The sequence below is a fragment of the Chryseobacterium caseinilyticum genome, from assembly GCF_014837145.1.
Taxonomy (GTDB): Bacteria; Bacteroidota; Bacteroidia; order Flavobacteriales; family Weeksellaceae; genus Chryseobacterium; species Chryseobacterium caseinilyticum.
In genome coordinates this window covers 83,380-101,396 of record NZ_JACYFS010000003.1, presented here as the reverse complement: position 1 = coordinate 101,396, position 18,017 = coordinate 83,380, and the positions used below count along the sequence as shown (strand labels likewise).

The 18,017-nt window shown below is 38.5% G+C and carries 14 protein-coding genes; 1 reads left to right on the top strand and 13 read right to left on the bottom strand.

Annotation, left to right across the window (positions count from 1 at the left end; all coding sequences use genetic code 11):
- Window positions 1-118 precede the first annotated feature (118 nt).
- From IC610_RS20005 to IC610_RS11005, 10 genes are all read right to left on the bottom strand, one after another.
- On the bottom strand, window positions 119-268 hold the full coding sequence (locus tag IC610_RS20005; protein WP_228462912.1) for a hypothetical protein: 150 nt from the start codon (window positions 266-268) through the stop codon (window positions 119-121).
- 82 nt (window positions 269-350) lie between these two features.
- The gene (locus IC610_RS11045; RefSeq protein WP_191736911.1) at window positions 351-887 is read right to left on the bottom strand and encodes an adenine phosphoribosyltransferase; all 537 of its coding nucleotides are present in this window, start codon (window positions 885-887) and stop codon (window positions 351-353) included.
- Window positions 887-2,065, bottom strand: coding sequence for a hypothetical protein (locus tag IC610_RS11040; RefSeq protein WP_191736910.1), 1,179 nt, complete (start codon window positions 2,063-2,065; stop codon window positions 887-889). The genes IC610_RS11045 and IC610_RS11040 overlap by 1 nt, the downstream gene beginning before the upstream one ends.
- A gap of 128 nt (window positions 2,066-2,193) precedes the next feature.
- Window positions 2,194-3,210: a hypothetical protein gene (locus IC610_RS11035; RefSeq protein ID WP_191736909.1), complete on the bottom strand. Its 1,017-nt coding sequence runs from the start codon at window positions 3,208-3,210 to the stop codon at window positions 2,194-2,196.
- Between the two features lie 262 nt (window positions 3,211-3,472).
- The gene (locus IC610_RS11030) at window positions 3,473-4,804 is read right to left on the bottom strand and encodes a hypothetical protein (RefSeq protein WP_056083557.1); all 1,332 of its coding nucleotides are present in this window, start codon (window positions 4,802-4,804) and stop codon (window positions 3,473-3,475) included.
- Between the two features lie 8 nt (window positions 4,805-4,812).
- On the bottom strand, window positions 4,813-5,514 hold the full coding sequence (locus IC610_RS11025; protein WP_056083554.1) for a c-type cytochrome: 702 nt from the start codon (window positions 5,512-5,514) through the stop codon (window positions 4,813-4,815).
- A complete protein-coding gene (locus IC610_RS11020; RefSeq protein ID WP_056083551.1) occupies window positions 5,507-6,028 on the bottom strand; it encodes a DUF3341 domain-containing protein in 522 nt (173 codons plus the stop codon). The genes IC610_RS11025 and IC610_RS11020 overlap by 8 nt, the downstream gene beginning before the upstream one ends.
- On the bottom strand, window positions 6,015-7,412 hold the full coding sequence (gene nrfD / locus IC610_RS11015; RefSeq protein WP_056083549.1) for an NrfD/PsrC family molybdoenzyme membrane anchor subunit: 1,398 nt from the start codon (window positions 7,410-7,412) through the stop codon (window positions 6,015-6,017). The genes IC610_RS11020 and nrfD overlap by 14 nt, the downstream gene beginning before the upstream one ends.
- Window positions 7,413-7,438: 26 nt before the next feature.
- On the bottom strand, window positions 7,439-10,510 hold the full coding sequence (locus IC610_RS11010) for a TAT-variant-translocated molybdopterin oxidoreductase (protein WP_191736908.1): 3,072 nt from the start codon (window positions 10,508-10,510) through the stop codon (window positions 7,439-7,441).
- Between the two features lie 23 nt (window positions 10,511-10,533).
- Window positions 10,534-11,901, bottom strand: coding sequence for a c-type cytochrome (locus IC610_RS11005; protein ID WP_191736907.1), 1,368 nt, complete (start codon window positions 11,899-11,901; stop codon window positions 10,534-10,536).
- Between the two features lie 185 nt (window positions 11,902-12,086).
- Here IC610_RS11005 and IC610_RS11000 point away from each other — a divergent pair, with 185 nt between their 5' ends.
- Window positions 12,087-12,620 carry an SPOR domain-containing protein gene (locus IC610_RS11000; RefSeq protein ID WP_191736906.1) on the top strand — a complete coding sequence of 178 codons (534 nt, stop codon included), beginning with the start codon at window positions 12,087-12,089 and terminating at the stop codon, window positions 12,618-12,620.
- Window positions 12,621-12,676: 56 nt separating this feature from the next.
- Here IC610_RS11000 and IC610_RS10995 read toward each other — a convergent pair whose 3' ends face one another.
- The 3 genes from IC610_RS10995 to IC610_RS10985 form a co-directional block, all read right to left on the bottom strand.
- Window positions 12,677-13,912, bottom strand: coding sequence for a DUF6080 domain-containing protein (locus IC610_RS10995; protein WP_228462911.1), 1,236 nt, complete (start codon window positions 13,910-13,912; stop codon window positions 12,677-12,679).
- A gap of 106 nt (window positions 13,913-14,018) precedes the next feature.
- Window positions 14,019-15,563, bottom strand: coding sequence for a protein adenylyltransferase SelO (locus IC610_RS10990; protein ID WP_191736904.1), 1,545 nt, complete (start codon window positions 15,561-15,563; stop codon window positions 14,019-14,021).
- A 77-nt stretch (window positions 15,564-15,640) separates the two neighbouring features.
- A complete protein-coding gene (locus IC610_RS10985; RefSeq protein WP_191736903.1) occupies window positions 15,641-18,016 on the bottom strand; it encodes a penicillin-binding protein 1A in 2,376 nt (791 codons plus the stop codon).
- Between the last annotated feature and the right edge of the window lies 1 nt (window position 18,017).

Below are 18,017 nucleotides of genomic sequence, written 5' to 3'. Positions count from 1 at the left end.
AAAGCTTCTTTATCTTTACCTTCTGTAAGATTTTTCTGTGCAGAAAGATAAGTTTTTACTGCCTCAGCATTTTTTGGAGCTACCACAAACTGCTGGTATCCGAAAAATCCTAATACGCCTAAAATACACCAAAAGCAATACCTAATGGTTTTGAATATTTTTCAAGGAATCTTTCTGTGTTTAAAGCTTCTCTGTCAAGGTCTTTAAAGAATTCCACTGTTTCTTTACCTTCCTGCTCGTTCGGAGCCTTATTTCCCAATTTTGCCATAAATTCTTAAAAATTGAACTGCAAATTTAATTGTTTCTGAATGATTTACAAAATACTTTGCGAGTATTATTAGTTTTAAATTTTAATATTCTAAAGTGCGGTAAATTTCCGCATTGAATTTCTTTAATTTTTCATCTCCTTTAAGGTCTTTTAAACCAATCAGAAAGCTGAACTGCGAGACTTCTGCACCTTGTTTTTCAACCAGTTTTGCGGCAGCTTCGGTAGTTCCGCCCGTTGCCAGGAGATCGTCGTGAATCAGTATACGCTGTCCTTTTTCAATCTGACCTTCACGGGTTTCAATCACAGCACTTCCGTACTCAAGGTCATAGCTTTCAGAAATGACCGGCGGGGGCAGTTTCCCTGCTTTTCTGATTAAAATGAATGGAACTTCCAGCGCGGAAGCAATAGCAACTCCAAACAGATAGCCACGGCTTTCTATTCCGCAGACTGCATCGATTTTTCCTTTGCTGAACTGTACAAAATCTGCGATCACATCTTTATAAAGCTGATGATCCAGAAAAATGGTCGAAATATCTTTAAACTGAATTCCGTCAATAGGAAAATCAGGAATATTTTCTATTGTCTGGTTTAATCTCTTTACAAGTTCCTGAGACGCCATTAAGGATTGATTTTATAGCTTGAAATTTTCCAGTCTCCGTTTACATTTTTCAGTCCGAAAGTTACTTTCAGAGCCGTTGTTTTTCCGCTTTTGTCAGTGACGTCGTAAGTTGCATTTACACTTGCAGCATTAGGATTGGATGCGTTGGTACTGATATTTTTTACAGAAACATTTTTTACCGCTCCAAAACCTGAAGTTGGGTTTGAAAAAGCATCATAACTTCCCCAACTTGGGTTGCTTGATGCGTCAAATGCGGCTTTCAGATTTTGAGAACTTACATTATTCAAAAATTTATTTACTGTAGCTTTTGGATCTGCTGTTGGCTGCTTTGGCGTTGCCGGAGTTGTTGTTGAAGGATCTGCAGGTGTTCCTGTTGGTGTGGTTACATCCGGGAAAGTTGGTTCTGTAATCGCTATGGAATCTACTTTTGGAGGTGCCGGCATTTTTAAAGCAGAAGGATTGACATCCAAACCTATTTTTGTCATTTTTAAAGTCTTCGCAGAGGTTTTTACAGATACGGTGATATCAATTTTACCATCGGTCACCCTTTCTGCCGAAAGCGAAGAAAATTTTAAATAAAATCCTTTAAAATTATTATCCAGCATGATATTTTTTGCGGTAGACAGTTTTACACCATTGTTGAAAACTTCAAGAGTAGTCTCCAAAGTGGCACCACTGAAAGAAACCGGATTTCCTGATGCATCTACCAGTTTCGGGATGATCTGTACGGCAGTCGGACCACTTCCCGTGTCTCCGGAATATCTTGTGATAAGATTTACAGAGCTGGCGCGAACGTCATTTGAATCTACTTCTTTCGGATTCAGATCTCCGAAAATATCCATTTCACCTAAAGATGGCGGAGCTGTGCTCGTCCAGTCCATATTGTTTTTCTGTGCCACCTGATCGGCAAGAGAAAGAATTTCAGGTACTTTTTTACCGTCAATCAGTTTGCCTAGAGCTTTCAGTTCATTAATGTCACCTTCAGCCTCTACACCGAAAGTTTTGAGTACGTATAAAGCTTCATTAAATTTAATCTGCTGCAGTGTGTTCAGACTCGACGTCATATCGTTAATGCTCGACTGCAAAGACTGTGTGGAACTTGCGTCTACATGGTCTTTCTTACACGATGTAAGAAGTGCGAGACCAGCAATCAGTAAAAAGAATCTAACCTTTTTCATATGTACGTATTTATTTTTTTCCTGGCCACATGCAATCGCTATATCATGTTTGTTTCTCCAAATTATAGCGATTTCAATGGATGGTGGTTTGTTGCAAATTTAAATAAAACCTTTTATATGAGCGTTTTTTATTTGGCGTTTTGTTTTTCCTTTAAATCATCTTTAAAGAATGAACTGAAAACAGTCTGCATATTCGGAAATGAAGGATCTTCCCAGTATTTTGTGCTGTAGTTGCTTTGGTTTTTGTTGTATTTTACTTCTTGCACACTATCTTTATCGGCATAATCAAGTTCTGTTGGGTGAAAATTTTTGTAAACAATCACCTGATTATAGTCAGCCTCGCTTTTATGCTTCAGTTTTATGTACATAATCTCGTTGTATTCTGTAAAATCTCTCAGCTGTTTTTTTGATTCTTTTTCAAATGAAAGGTTCATGACTGATCTGAGGTCATAGATTCTGTAGCCCAGGAAAGAAAGTTCTTTTTCCTGAAATGCCTCTCCCGTAACTTCAATCTCGTCTTTGAATGTGCCTTTGAGTTCTTTTATTTTGAATCTTCTCGTTTGATAGTCTTCATAATTTCCTACATTCTTCATTTTTGGCATTTCCATCCACGAATTGTAATCCCACGATCCTGTTTCTTTCTTCTCATTAGTAGCACTTTCAAGACGGAAAATCCTGTACTGTTCAACATGAATGTCTTTAACCTTTCTTGTTTTATTGTCGAAAACATAGGTTGCAACACCGTCTACATAGCAGTTAAGCATATTGTTGACCGTCACATAAGCATTAAAATTTCCTTTGATGAAAAGATATTTGGCGGGCTTTGATTTTTTAATGACTACAGTTTCTATTTCTTTTACTTTATCATTTAGTTTTACAACATCTTTATTGATCTCTGCATAAGAAAGTTCTGCCAATACCAAATTGTCATAGATAAGTTTAAATTTTTCCTGTTCAGGTTTAACAGCAGATTTTTCAATTTTACCATCAATGTCAGAAAAGCCGAGAATATTTCCGTCTTTGCCGAAAACAGAAACTTTGGTAAGTGGTTGTCCGCTTCTTTCAGAAACGAAAGTAATGGTTTGGGCAAAGAAAAAGTTCAGGACAAAAAGCAGCAGAAAAGAAGTTTTAATTTTGAAATTCATAGTTTATTTGTTTTTTTAATATTTATTATAAAGACGAAGAAAATCCGGAATAGTTGTCTTGAATTTATAATTATTTAATGAGTGCTCTCAATTTAGTTTTTGTTACGGGAGATTTATTCTTTGTAAAGAGTACAAAATATGTTTTCATTATAAGCGATAGATAACCTCCAGCATCCATCTTCCAACATCCAACCAAAAAATTCAGCACAAAAAAAGACTGATCCGAAGACCAGTCTTTTGTAATATATTCTGTGACGAAACCTTAGAAAGGATATTCGTAGATTTCAGATTCGTGAAGGTAAGGGTTACCTGTAGGAATCAGTTTCAGTTTAGACAATGCAGAAAGCACAGTAAACATAAACAGTCCAACTACAAACAATACCGCTCCTGCTACCAATAAAAGTAATTCAGGTGTTTTCCAGAAAGGACCAACTGTTCCCGGCATTACCATATTAAAGTAATCTAAAAGGTGACCGAAGATAACGATGCAGGCCATTGTAGTTACCACTTTGTAATTTCTCTTGATGCTGCTGCTTACCAATACCAATAAAGGTAAAAGGAAGTTGAATACCAACATCGGAAGGAAAGTAGGCGAATAGTGCTGGAATCTTCCGAAGAAATAATTTACCTCTTCAGGAATGTTTGCGTACCAGTACAACATGAACTGTGCAAACCACGTATACGTCCAAAGTAAACTTGTAGCGAAAAGGAAAACTCCTAAATCGTGTAAGTGATTGTCATTAAACTGTGGAAGGAAACCATTTTTCTTAAGATAAACACTTAGTAAAATAATAACCGCAACACCACTTGAAAGACAGCTTACCATTGAATACCAGATATACATTGTTGAATACCAGTGAGGGTCAATAGACATCAACCAATCCCAAGCCCATGCTGCAGAAGCAAATCCGAAGAATGCAATGTAACCAACAGCCCATCTGTAAAGGAACTGATACTCAACCAGAGATTTTGTATCATCTACTTTTTTAGACTGTGCCTTAAGTTTCCATGCAAAGAATGATGCTCCACAAACATAGATAAATGTTCTGATCGCGTAGAAAGGAATATTCAGGAAAATTTTCTTTTCAAACAGGATTACATCAAAGTGTGCTGATGTAGGATCTGTCAAATCCGGATCCATCCAGTGGAACAAATGTCCCTGGTGGAAAATGTTAAGTAACATAATCACAATCAGGATTGCTCCACCGAAAGGAATGTATGAAGCAATAGCTTCCATTACTCTCGTGATGATGATTGGCCATCCCGCATGAGCTGCGTGCTGAATACAGTAGAAAAACAATACTGCAGCACTGATTCCGAAGAAAAATACAGCTACAAAGTGAATAGATGCCAATGGCGAATTGTGAATCTGCATTGTTGCGTGCTCAAGATGAGCCTGCTCGTCCTGTGGACCCACCTGCTGGCTTGAGTGCGTAGGTGCATCATGACCTGAAGCGTGTACTTCATGCATCATGTGCTGAATTTTCTCAGTAGATAAACCGCTATTCAGGAAATAACCGGCTATGAAAAGAACCAAACCTACAACAAGAAGTATGAGAGAAGTTGATTTTAATTTTGGTGAAAAACTATACATTTCTTTTCTTATTTTTTAGTTTCAGTAGATTCAGTAGTTGTTGCTGCTGGCGTAGCCGCCGGAGTTGCTGCAGGTGCCGGTGCTCCTTTTTTGAAAGCATTCATCACATACATTGCCACTCTCCATCTGTCGCCAGGGTTCAGCTGTCCTGCATAAGATCCCATGGCATTTCTACCGTTTGTTAATACATAATGCACAGATCCTACAGTTACTTCTCTGTCTGCATAATTTGGTACACCGGCGTAAGCTCCGCTCTGTACGATTGGACCCTGACCATCACCTCCTGTACCATGACAGGCAGCGCAAGTACGCTCAAATAAGAATTTTCCTCTTTCGATATCTTTTTCGGCGTTTGCAGGATTCAAAGGTGACGTTGTTACTGCTTTTGAAGCATCATAACCAGCGTTATATTCATCCGGATTTTTTGGAAGTTTACCTTCAGCAAAAATACCGTCTTTATTCTGAGCAACTGATCCTTCTACAGGAGACAGACCTGTTGCACCGTTATTTTTTACAAAAGCAGGAATTTCGTTTTCATGATCTGAATAAGCATCCTGAGCCTTCATCAAAGGATCGTAAGCTACAGGAAAATACATATCCGGAAAATATACCAAAGGCGTACTGTCTTTTGGTCCGCATGATGTAAACAATGCTGCTGAAAGACCTAAAACGGCTGTAATTTTTAAAATATTATTCTTCATCTTAAGCATCTTTTACAGTTATCTCTTCTACACCGGTCTCAATAAGAAGCTGCTTTACAGATTCTACATCGTCTGTTACAAATTCCATTAAGAATTTATCGTCAGTAGTTCTTGGGTCAGGATTCTGTGCCGGAGCTCCAGGATACATTTTATTTCTTACAAAGAAGGTTAATGACATCATGTGAGCAGTACAGAAAACCATCAATTCAAACATCGGGTCGATGAAAGCAGGGAAGTTATTCACCCAAGTGAATGCCGGCTTACCACCGATATTCTGTGGCCAGTCGTGGTTCATGATGTACCATGATAAAGTAATACCAATGGTTACACCATAAAGAGCAAAGATAAATGCGGCATCAGAAATTCTTGTTTTCTTTAATCCCAAAGCTTTATCAAGGCCGTGAACCGGGAAAGGAGTATAAACTTCGTTTATAGAGATCCCTTTATCGTTGAATGCTTTAACGCCGTTCATTAAATCGTCGTCATCAGCATAAAGTCCGTATACAATTTTAGTGGTGCTCATCTCCTTCTTTTACTTTATAGGTTTCACCTGAAATTTTTAAGATACTCTTCAATTCAGCCTGTGCAATTACAGGGAATGTTCTTGCATATAATAAGAATAATACAGAGAAGAATCCGATTGTTCCCAAATATACTCCAACGTCAATGATGGTTGGTTTAAACATCGTCCAAGATCCTGGAAGGTAATCTCTCGAAAGGTTGATTACAATGATGTCAAAACGCTCAAACCACATACCGATGTTGATAATTAAAGCAATAATAAATGTAGCAATAATGTTTGTTCTTACTCTCTTGAACCAGAATAATGCAGGAACAACAAGGTTACAGATAATCAATGCCCAGAATGCCCACCAGTAAGGTCCTACTGCAGCTCCCGGAGAAAGATAAGTAAAGTCTTCATATCTAGAACCTGAGTACCATCCGATGAAATATTCAGTTGCGTAAGCTACAGTTACCATACCACCAGTCAATACGATTACGATGTTCATAATTTCGATATGATACATTGTGATGTAATCTTCAAGGTGACACACTTTTCTTGCGATTAACAATAGCGTCTGTACCATTGCAAATCCTGAGAAGATAGCACCCGCAACGAAGTAAGGAGGATAGATCGTAGAGTGCCATCCTTTAATAACCGAAGTTGCGAAGTCAAAAGATACCGTCGTGTGTACCGAGAATACAAGTGGAGTTGCCAAACCTGCCAAAACCAAAGATACCTCTTCAAATCTCTGCCAGTGTTTTGCTTTTCCACCCCATCCGAAAGACAGTAATGTATAGATTTTTTTAGTCCAAGGCGTTTTTGCTCTGTCTCTGATCATTGCAAAGTCAGGAATCAAACCTATGAACCAGAATACCGTAGATACTGAGAAATAAGTTGAGATTGCAAATACGTCCCAGAAAAGCGGCGAGTTGAAGTTGGTCCAAAGTGTACCAAACTGGTTAGGAAGAGGGAAAACCCAGTATCCTACCCAAACTCTACCCATGTGAATTACCGGGAACAAAGCTGCCTGTACAACCGCAAAGATCGTCATCGCCTCTGCAGATCTGTTTACAGACATTCTCCATCTCTGTCTAAATAATAATAATACTGCTGAGATTAGAGTACCGGCGTGACCAATACCTACCCACCATACGAAGTTGGTAATATCCCAACCCCAGTTAATAGTTCTGTTAAGCCCCCATGATCCAATACCTGTTCCGATAGTGTATGCGATACAGCCGAATCCGTAGATGAAAAGAACTAAGGCTGCATATAGTGAAATCCACCATAGTTTTCCTGCTCTTTCTTCGATAGGTCGTGCAATATCTTCAGTGATATCGTGATAAGTTTTGTGACCAATAATTAGAGGTTCTCTTATCGGAGCTTCGTAATGTCCTGACATTTTTTACCTATTTATTATTTATAACTTTATTTTTCTACTCTGTTTCTTACTTTAGTGTGATAGAACACGTTTGGTTTTGTGCCGATCTCTTCAAGTAAATGATATCTTCTGTTGCTGCTGTATAGCTTTCTAACTTCAGATTCTTTGTCATTCATGTCTCCAAATGTCATTGCTCCGGTAGAACAAGCAGCTGCACAGGCACAAGAATTTTTAAATTCGTTGTCTGTCACTCTTCTGTTCTCTCTCTTAGCAGCTAAAATTGTAGCCTGAGTTTCCTGGATACACATAGAACATTTCTCCATTACCCCTCTTGTTCTTACAACAACATCCGGATTCAATACCATTCTACCTAAATCGTTATTCTGATTAAAATCAAAACGGTCATTTAAGTTATAAGTAAACCAGTTGAAACGTCTTACTTTATAAGGACAGTTGTTTGCACAGTATCTTGTACCGATACATCTGTTATAAGCCATGTGGTTCTGTCCCTGCTTACCGTGTGAAGTCGCCGCTACCGGACAAACAGTTTCACAAGGTGCGTGGTTACAGTGCTGACACATTACCGGCTGGAAGATCACATCAGGATTTTCAGCTGGATTTTCTAAAGAACCTTCAATTCCAAGAACTTTGCTTCCGTATAATTCAGGAACAGCTTTATCTTGTGCAAGACCGTCATAAACAGTTAAAGTTTCTTTTGAAGAATAGTAACGGTCAATTCTCAACCAATACATATCTCTAGACATTCTGATCTCTTCTTTTCCTACAACAGGAACGTTGTTCTCAGCCTGACATGCGATGATACATGCACCACAACCAGTACATGAGTTCAGGTCAACAGATAAGTTAAAGTGAGGTCCGTCTGTATCATCAAAAGCATCCCAAAGGTCGATTTTCGCTGCAGGAAGTGCTCCGCTGATGGTGTGATATTCCAAAGGCTTGTTCCATCCTTTGTGTTCGTCATCGAAAGGTACGTTGATGAAATCTGCCAAAGGAACTTCTCTTGCAATTTCGTAACGGCCCATTAAAGTATTCTGAAGCTGTACTCCAGCAAATTCGTGGTCTTCTCCCGTCTTATCGATTTTTACACCGGAAAGAACAAGGTTTGAACCATCAAACAAAGGATAAGCATTTACTCCTGTATCAGCAGTAGCTCCGGAATTTTTCTTTCCGTAACCAAGCGCAAGACCTACAGATCCTTCTGCCTGACCCGGCTGTACAAATACAGGAACGTTTTCTAATTTTACTCCGTTTACTGTAAGGTTTACGTAAGAACCATCCAGCTGCATTCTTGCGTTAAGATCATTTTTAATCTCAAATTTATCAGCATCTTTTGGAGAAATGGTAAGGTAGTTATCCCAAGACATTCTTGTAATAGGATCCGGTAATTCCTGCAACCAAGGGTTGTTTGCCTGAGTTCCGTCTCCCATCGCAGTTTTGGTGTACAATACCAATTCTAATTCGGCAGGTTTGAAGTTTCCTAATTCAGCTAATGCCTGACCAGCGTTTCCGCCAGCGTAAGAAAGCATTGTTGAATTTGTAGAAGCTACAAAACCGTTATATAAAGCTTTGTTGAATGAAGTTCCTCCTAAAAGAGAACCTGCATTTGCTTTTAAATAATCGTAATAGTTATTAGCAGCATTGTTTTTTCCATTCTTCCAAACCAATAAAGACTCTTCAATCTGTCTTGATTTGTAGATTTTCTGGATTGTTGGCTGCATTAATGTATAAGCACCTGTCTGAGGTTCCATATCTCCCCAAGATTCCAACCAGTTGGCTACAGGAATTACAGCTTTCGCTGCTTTGTACATTTCGTTTTTCTTATCAGCAACAGCAACGATGTACGGTACTTTTGCCAGAGATTTTTTGAAATCCTGACCTTTGTGGTAAGAATAAATCGGGTCTACATTGTTTGTGATTAAAACACCAACCTGTCCACCGTTTACCCATCCTAAGAATTCTTCAAATCTTGCTTTGTCAAATTCTTTAAGGAAGTTTGCTTTACCTGTGAAAGCTACAGAACCTAATTTTTGGTTGATTAAGTGTGCTAAAACCTGAGCAGCTTTAGAACCGTCTGCAAATACTACAGCTTTGCTTCCTTTAGCCTGAAGTTCTTTTACGATTTCTGAAGCAGTTTTGTCAGCCGGAGCAGTTCCTCCTACGATCGCGTTGTAAACTTCAACCAAAGTTTTGTTTACAGCACTTGGCTTCAGTCTGTATCTTGAATCGGCATTTGCACCGGTTAAAGACATATTAGATTCAACCTGAATGTGTCTCAACATCGTTGCTCCCGGAGTTCTTGCAGCAGCGTAAGAAGTTTCAAGGCTTGAAGCATTAAAATCTCCTAAGAAGTCTGCCTGGAAAGCTACTACCAATTCTGAACCTTTAAGGTCATAAACCGGTAAAGCTCTTGTTCCGAACACTTCCTGAGCCGCATCTAAAGCTGCATTGTGAGGGAAAGCATCATAAGTTACCAACTCTGCAGTCGGATATTTTGCTTTAAATTCCGCAAATAATTTTTTGAATGTAGGTGAAGCAAAAGACTGAGATAAAAGAACAATCTTTTTACCTGAAGCCTGTGCCTCGTTTAATCCTTTAATAACGAAATCATCTACTTTATCGAAAGTTTCGTCTTTCCCATCCAGTTTCGGCTGCTTTACTTTATCATTGTCATACAAAGAAAGTACAGCTGCCTGAGCTCTTGCATTAGTTTTACCTAAATCGCCTGCTGCCGGGTTCGGATCAATTTTGATTGGTCTTCCTTCTCTGGTTTTTACCAAAACGCTGGCGAAGTCGAAACCGTCAAAATATGTTGAAGCGTAGTAATTGGGTACCCCAGGAATAATATCGTGTGGCTTTACTACATAAGGAATCGTTTTGATTACCGGAGCTTCACAAGCCGCCAGCGTTACCGCTGCTGTTGAGAAACCTAATAGTTTTAAGAAATCTCTTCTGGTTGTACTTGCATCGCTGGTTTCCGCTTTGTCGATAAAATCTTCTACCGGAATTTCTTCCTGGAACTCTTTAAGAGCCAACTTACCGTTTAAGGCAGGGTCTTTAAGTTCGTGAATACTTCTGAATTGTATTTTATTTGAAGCCATTTATACTTCTAATTTTTTAGTTATTAATAATGACATTTACCGCACTCAAGACCTCCAATTGCATCTACAGTGATCTTACCACCATCCTGAGGATATTGTTTTTTCAACTTATCGTGTAGATTTTTGAAATAATCTTTATTATAACCGTTGGTCATATCTATTTCCGTAGTTCTGTGACATTCGATACACCATCCCATCGTGAAATCATTCGCCATCTGCACAACGTTCATGGTATCAATTTTACCGTGACATGCTTTACAGACTACATCGATTTTGCTGTCAGGATTCTTCTTGTTGAAAGAATTAATGATCGCTTTTTCTCCGGCAACAACGTGCTGTGAGTGGTTGAAGTAAACGAAATCAGGCATATTGTGAATTCTCGTCCATTCTACAGGTTCTGTTTTTCCTGTGTATTTCTGTGCAGCAGGATCCCATCCGGTAGCAGCATAAATCTTCTGGATTTCTCCGTCGTAGAATGCTTTATCTTTTCCTGGCTCCATGTAATGATCTTTGTTGTACTCAGAAATAGTTCTGTGACAGTTCATACAAACGTTCATTGAAGGGATTTCAGAAACCTTACCGTATTTTGCACTTGAGTGACAAAGCTGACAGTCGATTTTCTGTTCTCCAGCGTGAATTTTGTGAGAGAAATAAATCGGTTGTTCAGGCTTATATCCTTTGTAAACGCCAATCCACATAATCCAATTCCATACACCGTAAGCAGCAAGGATTGCAAGAACTGCAAGAAGTCCTTTACCCACCATGTGGTATTTCTCGTAGATTTCGCTGAAAGATTTTACTTTAGATTGATTGTAATCAGATAATTCGTCAGACTGACCTAATTTTACCAATTGTCTCAACTTCAGTAAAATCCAAACTAAAAGTCCGGCAATTGCTAAAAGAGAGATAATCATGATTGTTGTAACGCTTTTATCAACAGGAGCTGCGGCTGCAGTTCCGTCTGCGTTGGCTGCACCTGCACCAGCTGCAGGTTTTGGCTCTTCTACAGGAGGATTAGTTGTATAAGCTAAGATGTTATCAATATCCGCATCAGAAAGATTTGGAAAGACCTGCATTTCAGTCTTATTGAATTTTTCAAAGACCTCATTGGCATACTTATCGCCAGAAGCTCTAAGTGCCTTGTTGTCTTTAATCCACTTATGAAGCCATTCTGTATCCAGGCCCTGCTCAGACTTCAGTCGTTCTACCACACCTTTCAGTGCCGGTCCTACTACCTGCTTGTCTAAAGCGTGACATGCTGTACAATTTGCTTTGAAAAGTGTCTCACCTGCTTTAGGATCGCCATCTTGCCCGTAAATTGAAGCACTTGTCGACAGCAACATACCAATTGCAATCAACGTTTTTTTGTAATGCTTTCTCCAACTAATCATTTAAATTATCTTATATTAGTAATTATTGAATTTGTAATCAATCCCGCAAAAATAAGATTTTTAAGAAGATTTTAACGACTGCTGTAAAAGGTAAAATGTCATTTCCGTTTAATTTGTAACTATTCTAAATAACCTTGCTTGCTATGTTTTTTATTATTTATAACTTTGCAGAAACAAGGTTTTAAATGAAAAAAATTATTGCGACATTTTCTGTTCTTGCCTTATGTGGTATTAATACTGTTGATGCACAGCAAGTTGTAAAGAAAGATACGATCTCCGGAACTGAGCTTGTTTTGACGATGGATTCTAAAGTGAGCGATGCTTTGGGCAGTTTGGAAGAGCGTTGTGAGAAATCTACCTACGGCAAATCTTTTGAAGATCCGGACAGCGAAGTGAAAAAACCCGCTAAAATATATGTTCCGAACCGTGAACTGACAAAAGCTGAAATCTGTGCAAAAAACCCACGGATTTTAGGTTTTAAAATTCTTATTACAACTGTAAAATCTAATGAGGAGGCTAACGAGGTAAAGGCCTATTTCAGAAAGAGATTTCCCAATCTGAAAGTGGAAACTGATGCCTCTTTAAGACCAAACTATAAAATTTTAGCTGGAAGTTATTTCTCTAAACAGAGTGCTTCAAGCGATCTTTCAAGAGTAAGGGAATATTTTAAATCTGCTACCTCAGTTCAGTACAGAATCTTCTGTTCTGAAGCGAAATAAGAAAAATTTAATTGAAAATATAAACGTCTGCAGTGTTGACTGCAGACGTTTTTTTTTTAGTAATACCGGTTTACAAAATCGAAAAATTCTGTCATTCGGTAAAAATTATTTAAACCCAAATACAGGGTCATGATAAAGATTGAGCAAGCTAAAAATGAAAGTGTTTTAGGCTGACTTCTGTAGATAAAAAACAGCCATCCTAAAATCATTGGATAAACAAAAACAAAGTGACCGCCGTAAATATAGGAAGTATGAAGGCCAAATCTGAAAACGCAGTGAATTGCGATGTCAACAGCAAAAGAAATCATCAGAATCTGTACAAGTTTGTTTTTGAAATTTCTGAAATAGCTCCAAAATATCAAAAGAAGTAATAATCCGATGAAAATATACGGAACAGCAGAAGTGTACACATCCATGAACAAAGCTTTGTAATAAAAGCCCTGCATATTGTGTTTTTCTCTGATAAAGAAACTTGGGAACAGAATATTTCCGCCAAAAAAGTAAGAATAAATCATATCCCAAACCGGAGTGGAATTTACATTCGAGAACTTTTCATACTGCTCACCAGATTTAGAAAGAATATTTTCATACTTAAAATTGATTCTGTTTAAATACAGCAAAACAAAAACAACGCACGAAATTCCAACTCTCAATGCGGCAAATCCGAATTTTTTCCAGCTTTTGAAAAGTTCTTTTTCAAATAAAACCGGTATGAAGATCTTAACAATATTCGTTACCGTCAAACCTCCCACAACTGTTGATCCTAAAACCAAAGAAAGTCCTGAAATTTTGCCGTCATTTTTGAGTTTTACAGCTGAATAATAGTTGAATGCTGTGAGCAATAGCAAAGTGTAGGTATAAGTTTCCGGTGTGAATGATAAAAGAATGCACGTTGAAAATAAACCGAAAAACAAGACCAGAAGCAAATTGATGAAAAGCGGTGTCTGAACAATGTTTTTTAAATATTTATACACCTGAACGATGCTTAAACTCACAATAAAATTGCTGATCCAGACCAGAAAGAGCCTGAATTCCATGCCCATTTTCCCGTTGGTGAAAAGGAAAATAAATTCTCTTATCCAATTAAAAAAATACCAGGAAAGCGGATGTCTTTCAAAACTTCCCCCAGTCATCACAATCGCTTTGTTGTCAAAACTGAAATAGGCATCCCACGGAATCCGGCTGTCGAAAACAATTTTGTAATGCTGCGCCAGAAAAGTCCCGAAAATACCGTAAGCTGCGAGGAAAAAAATGAAAATTCCCAGTTCAACAAAAGTGGAGGGAAAAATCATTTTAAAAAAATGACTGAGTTTTGATTGAATAGACATTCAGTATAAATTTCTGCAAAAATAGGATTTACAAAAGTCTTTTCCGAAGTCATAGAGGTTTAAATTTAAATTATGAACTGCAGGAAAGCATCGAACAGCCCGCCACACCTTCAAAACCGTCAGGTCTTTTCACCGAAAATTCGGGGAATTTTTCTTCGTAAGGGTTTTCTAAAGCGGTAATCAGTTTTTCAAGTAAATCTCTTTTTCCATGTTCAAGCTCTTCAATGCATTGGTACAAAAGATAATTTCTTAAAGTGAATTTCGGGTTATTTTCCTGCATCAGTTTTTTAGATTCCTCGGAAGAAATTGAGTTTTGGGATAATCTTTTTTCATACTCAGACAAAAAACTTGTGAATTTTTCAAGCTTTTCATCGTCGATCAATCCGTAAGAAATTTTTTGAAGCTGTTCAAAAGTTGTTTTTTGGTTGAAATGACTTTCAAGTTGGTTAAAAAACAGGGTGTAATCTAATGAAAGTTCCTGCATCAGGCTTTGCCATTGAGAAAAGAAATCATCATCGCCGGAAATCAGTTTTTCAAAACCGAATTTTCTGCACAACATCTCATCATGCTTTTTCCAGAAGTAAGTTCCGAATTCGTTTAATGTTTTCTCCAAAAACTTTTCATCCTTGATAACCTGAAAAAGTGAGTTGGCAAGCTGCCAGAGGTTCCACTGCGCAATCTGTCCCTGCTTTCCGAAAGCATATCTTCTGCCCGGCAAATCTGTGGTGTTTGGGGTGAAATTCAAATCATATTCATCCAACATCGAATAAGGACCAAAGTCGATACTTAAACCTAAAACCGACATGTTATCGGTATTCATCACACCATGTACAAAGCCCACGCGATACCATTCAACCATCAAATCAGCCGTTTTGGTGCAGACTGCTGTGAAGAATTCCTGATATTTCTGTTCGCCCTCAGATATTATTTCGGGGAAATAATTTTTAACAGTGAAATCAAGTAATTTTTTTAAAGTATCTGTTTCTTTCTGTGCGGCAAGAAGTTCAAAGTGTCCGAATCTTAAAAAGCTTTCGGCTGTTCTGATGACTACTGCTCCCTTTTCGTATTGAGGATTTCCGCTGTACATGATGTCGCGGACTACATTTTCTCCGGACAATGCCAAACTTAAAGCTCTTGTGGTAGGAACTTTTAAATGAAACATCGCTTCACTCATCAGATATTCCCGGACGGATGATCTCAAGACAGCTCTTCCGTCTGCGTGTCTTGAATACGGCGTGGCACCGGCGCCCTTCCACTGGATTTCAGACTTTTTGCCCATATCATTCTTAATTTCTCCTGCGTAAATCGCTCTTCCGTCACCGAGTTGTCCTGCCCAGTTTCCAAACTGATGTCCTGCATAAGCGGTTGCGTAGGTTTTTATATTTTGAGGCAAATCTGTACCGACAAGAAAATTTAGATCAGATTTTTCATTAAACTGACCGAGACCGATTTCATCAGATAATTTTTGATTAAATATAATCAGTTCGGGATTTTCAAAACCTGAAGGTTCAACAGTTGAGAAAAGCATTTTTGGTGTCTGCCGCTGCATGGTGTCTCCGGAAAAATCTCCCGGAAACTGTTCTGTGAAAGGTTGTTTTATCTGATTGAGATTCATATTTCAAAATTAATCAAAAACTTCATAAAAAAAGACCTCCCAATATGGAAGGTCTCTATAGTTATAGTTGAGTATTCTTATTTATTGAAATCTATTTCTTCAGACTTATTAAGATTCTCATTTACATTCTCTTCTTTTCTGCCAGGTTGTTTGGTGGTGTTATCGGCAGGTTTCGGATTTTTGATTTCGTCAATGGTCTGTAATCCGCCTTCGTCACCGTATCCTGAACTTAAACCTTTGAGATTTGTGCATCCGTCTTTCCATTCTGACGGTTTTACGAATTTGTCATCAGGTGAGATTTTCAGAGACTTGTCTGCCCAAACTTTCTTCATAAAGATAGCCCAGATCGGCAATGCCATTTTCGCACCCTGACCTTCGCCTGTTCCGAGGAAGTGAGTTGCTCTGTCTTCCCATCCTACCCAGGCTCCAGTTGCTAATTTAGGAGTAATTCCCATAAACCAACCGTCTGAGTTGTTCTGAGTTGTTCCGGTTTTACCTGCAATTTCAACTGCTTTAGAAATTCCTTTTCTTCCCAATTCTCCTGAAGCAGTTCCGTATTGTGCAACACCTTTCATCAATTCAATCATGGTGTATGCGTAATTAGGATTCATTACCTCTTTAGGCTCAGCATTAATTTCCTTGATAACTCTGTTGTTGGCATCTTCAATTCTCCAGATCATCTCCGGTTTGTTGTAGTTTCCGTAGTTGGCAAAAGTACTGTAAGCACCCACCATTTCGTAGATGGTAATATCTGATGCACCTAAAGCCATCGGTAAACTCGTAGAAATATCCTGAGTTACACCTAAATCCCGTGCAGTCTGAATAACACTCTGTGTTCCTGCCATTTCAGCAAGACGAAGCGCAACAGGGTTTTGGGAGTGTGCCAATGCATCTTTTAATGTCAGCATTCCGCCACGTCCCGGTACACTGTAGCTTCCTTTGGTAAACGTTCCGTTGGAAACTACCGAACAAGGTGTCATTCCCAGTTTCATAATTGCTGTCGCATAAACAAAAGGTTTGAAGGTAGATCCTACCTGTCTTTTTCCCTGTTTGATGTGATCGTACTGGAAGTGCTGCCAGTCGATACCACCAACCCATGCTTTAATTTCACCTGTTCCCGGAACCACAGACATCAAACCTGCCTGAGCAACCTGTTTGTGCCATCTGATGGAGTCCCATGGAGACATTTCAACTTCTTCTTCACCATTCCAGGTAAATCTTGACATTTTAATAGGCTTGTGGAATTCCATCATGATAGAATCTTCCGGCATATTTTCAGCTTTCAGAAGTCTGTATCTTCCGGTTCTCTTTACTGCCTGCATCATCACATTGTTTACCTGCTCGTCGTTAAGATAGTAGAAAGGTCTGTTTTTCCTTCTGTTCTGCTCGGCATCAAATCTTTTCTGAAGATCGGTAAGGTGTTCTTTAATTGATTCTTCGGCGTATTTCTGCATTTTAGAATCCAGAGTAACGTAGATTTTTAATCCGTCTTTATAAAGATTCAGTTTTTTTCCTGTTTCTTTTTCATAATCATCCAGATATTTATCTATTTCTTTCTTCAGATAAGATTTAAAATAGGCAGAATATCCCTGAGTAACATCTTTAATAGGATGATAATCTACCACAACTGGAGCTTCAATTGCTTTCTGATAAGTTCCGTTATCGATATATCCTGTTTTAAGCATCTGCTCCAAAACAACATTTCTTCTTTCCTTGGCTCTTTCAGGGTATCTGTGAGGATTGTTTTTGTTCGGGTTTTCCAGCATTGCTACAAAAGTGGCAGCTTCCGGAAGAGTAAGCTCTGAAGTTTTTTTATTGAAATAAATTTTAGAAGCCATCTCAACACCATTGGCATTGAAAAGGAAATCGAATTTGTTAAAATAAAGCTCGATAATTTCCTGCTTGGTGTATCTTTTCTCCAAGCTTACGGCAACTACCCATTCTTTCAGTTTTTGGATACCTCTTTCGATTTTATTTCTGGAAGCAGTTCCTGTAAATAAAAGTTTAGCAAGCTGCTGCGTAATTGTAGATCCACCACCACGCTTACCTCCGTATGCAACGGCTCTTACAACAGACTGCAAATCGATTCCTGAGTGCTCAGAAAAACGCTCGTCTTCTTTTGCCTGTAAAGCATAAATAAGATAAGGAGGAAGCTCCTGATATGTAATTGGCTGTGTTTTCTCTTTTTCAAATTTACCTAAAACCACCCCGTCTGATGAGATGATTTCTGAAGCCACAAAAATATCGGGATTTTCAAGCTCTTTCACATCAGGCATTTCTCCCAGAAATCCCTGTGATACTGCAAAAAATAAACCTGAAATTCCCAAAACAACAGCTAAGAAACCGATCCAGACAAATTTCACTCCTCTTTTCCAGCGGGTATCTTTCTTTTTTTTAGGCGGAAGCGGGAAAGTTTTCCCTTTGCCTCCGGAAATGTTTTTATTTTCTTCCATG

Coding starts and splice junctions, on each gene's coding strand:
- nrfD (WP_056083549.1), bottom strand. CDS start 7,412: ATGTCAGGACATTACGAAGCTCCGATAAGAGAACCTCTAATTATTGGT.
- IC610_RS20005 (WP_228462912.1), bottom strand. CDS start 268: ATGGCAAAATTGGGAAATAAGGCTCCGAACGAGCAGGAAGGTAAAGAA.
- IC610_RS11040 (WP_191736910.1), bottom strand. CDS start 2,065: ATGAAAAAGGTTAGATTCTTTTTACTGATTGCTGGTCTCGCACTTCTT.
- IC610_RS11045 (WP_191736911.1), bottom strand. CDS start 887: ATGGCGTCTCAGGAACTTGTAAAGAGATTAAACCAGACAATAGAAAAT.
- IC610_RS11005 (WP_191736907.1), bottom strand. CDS start 11,901: ATGATTAGTTGGAGAAAGCATTACAAAAAAACGTTGATTGCAATTGGT.
- IC610_RS11030 (WP_056083557.1), bottom strand. CDS start 4,804: ATGTATAGTTTTTCACCAAAATTAAAATCAACTTCTCTCATACTTCTT.
- IC610_RS11010 (WP_191736908.1), bottom strand. CDS start 10,510: ATGGCTTCAAATAAAATACAATTCAGAAGTATTCACGAACTTAAAGAC.
- IC610_RS11025 (WP_056083554.1), bottom strand. CDS start 5,514: ATGCTTAAGATGAAGAATAATATTTTAAAAATTACAGCCGTTTTAGGT.
- IC610_RS10990 (WP_191736904.1), bottom strand. CDS start 15,563: ATGAATCTCAATCAGATAAAACAACCTTTCACAGAACAGTTTCCGGGA.
- IC610_RS10985 (WP_191736903.1), bottom strand. CDS start 18,016: ATGGAAGAAAATAAAAACATTTCCGGAGGCAAAGGGAAAACTTTCCCG.
- IC610_RS11020 (WP_056083551.1), bottom strand. CDS start 6,028: ATGAGCACCACTAAAATTGTATACGGACTTTATGCTGATGACGACGAT.
- IC610_RS10995 (WP_228462911.1), bottom strand. CDS start 13,912: ATGATTTTTCCCTCCACTTTTGTTGAACTGGGAATTTTCATTTTTTTC.
- IC610_RS11000 (WP_191736906.1), top strand. CDS start 12,087: ATGAAAAAAATTATTGCGACATTTTCTGTTCTTGCCTTATGTGGTATT.
- IC610_RS11035 (WP_191736909.1), bottom strand. CDS start 3,210: ATGAATTTCAAAATTAAAACTTCTTTTCTGCTGCTTTTTGTCCTGAAC.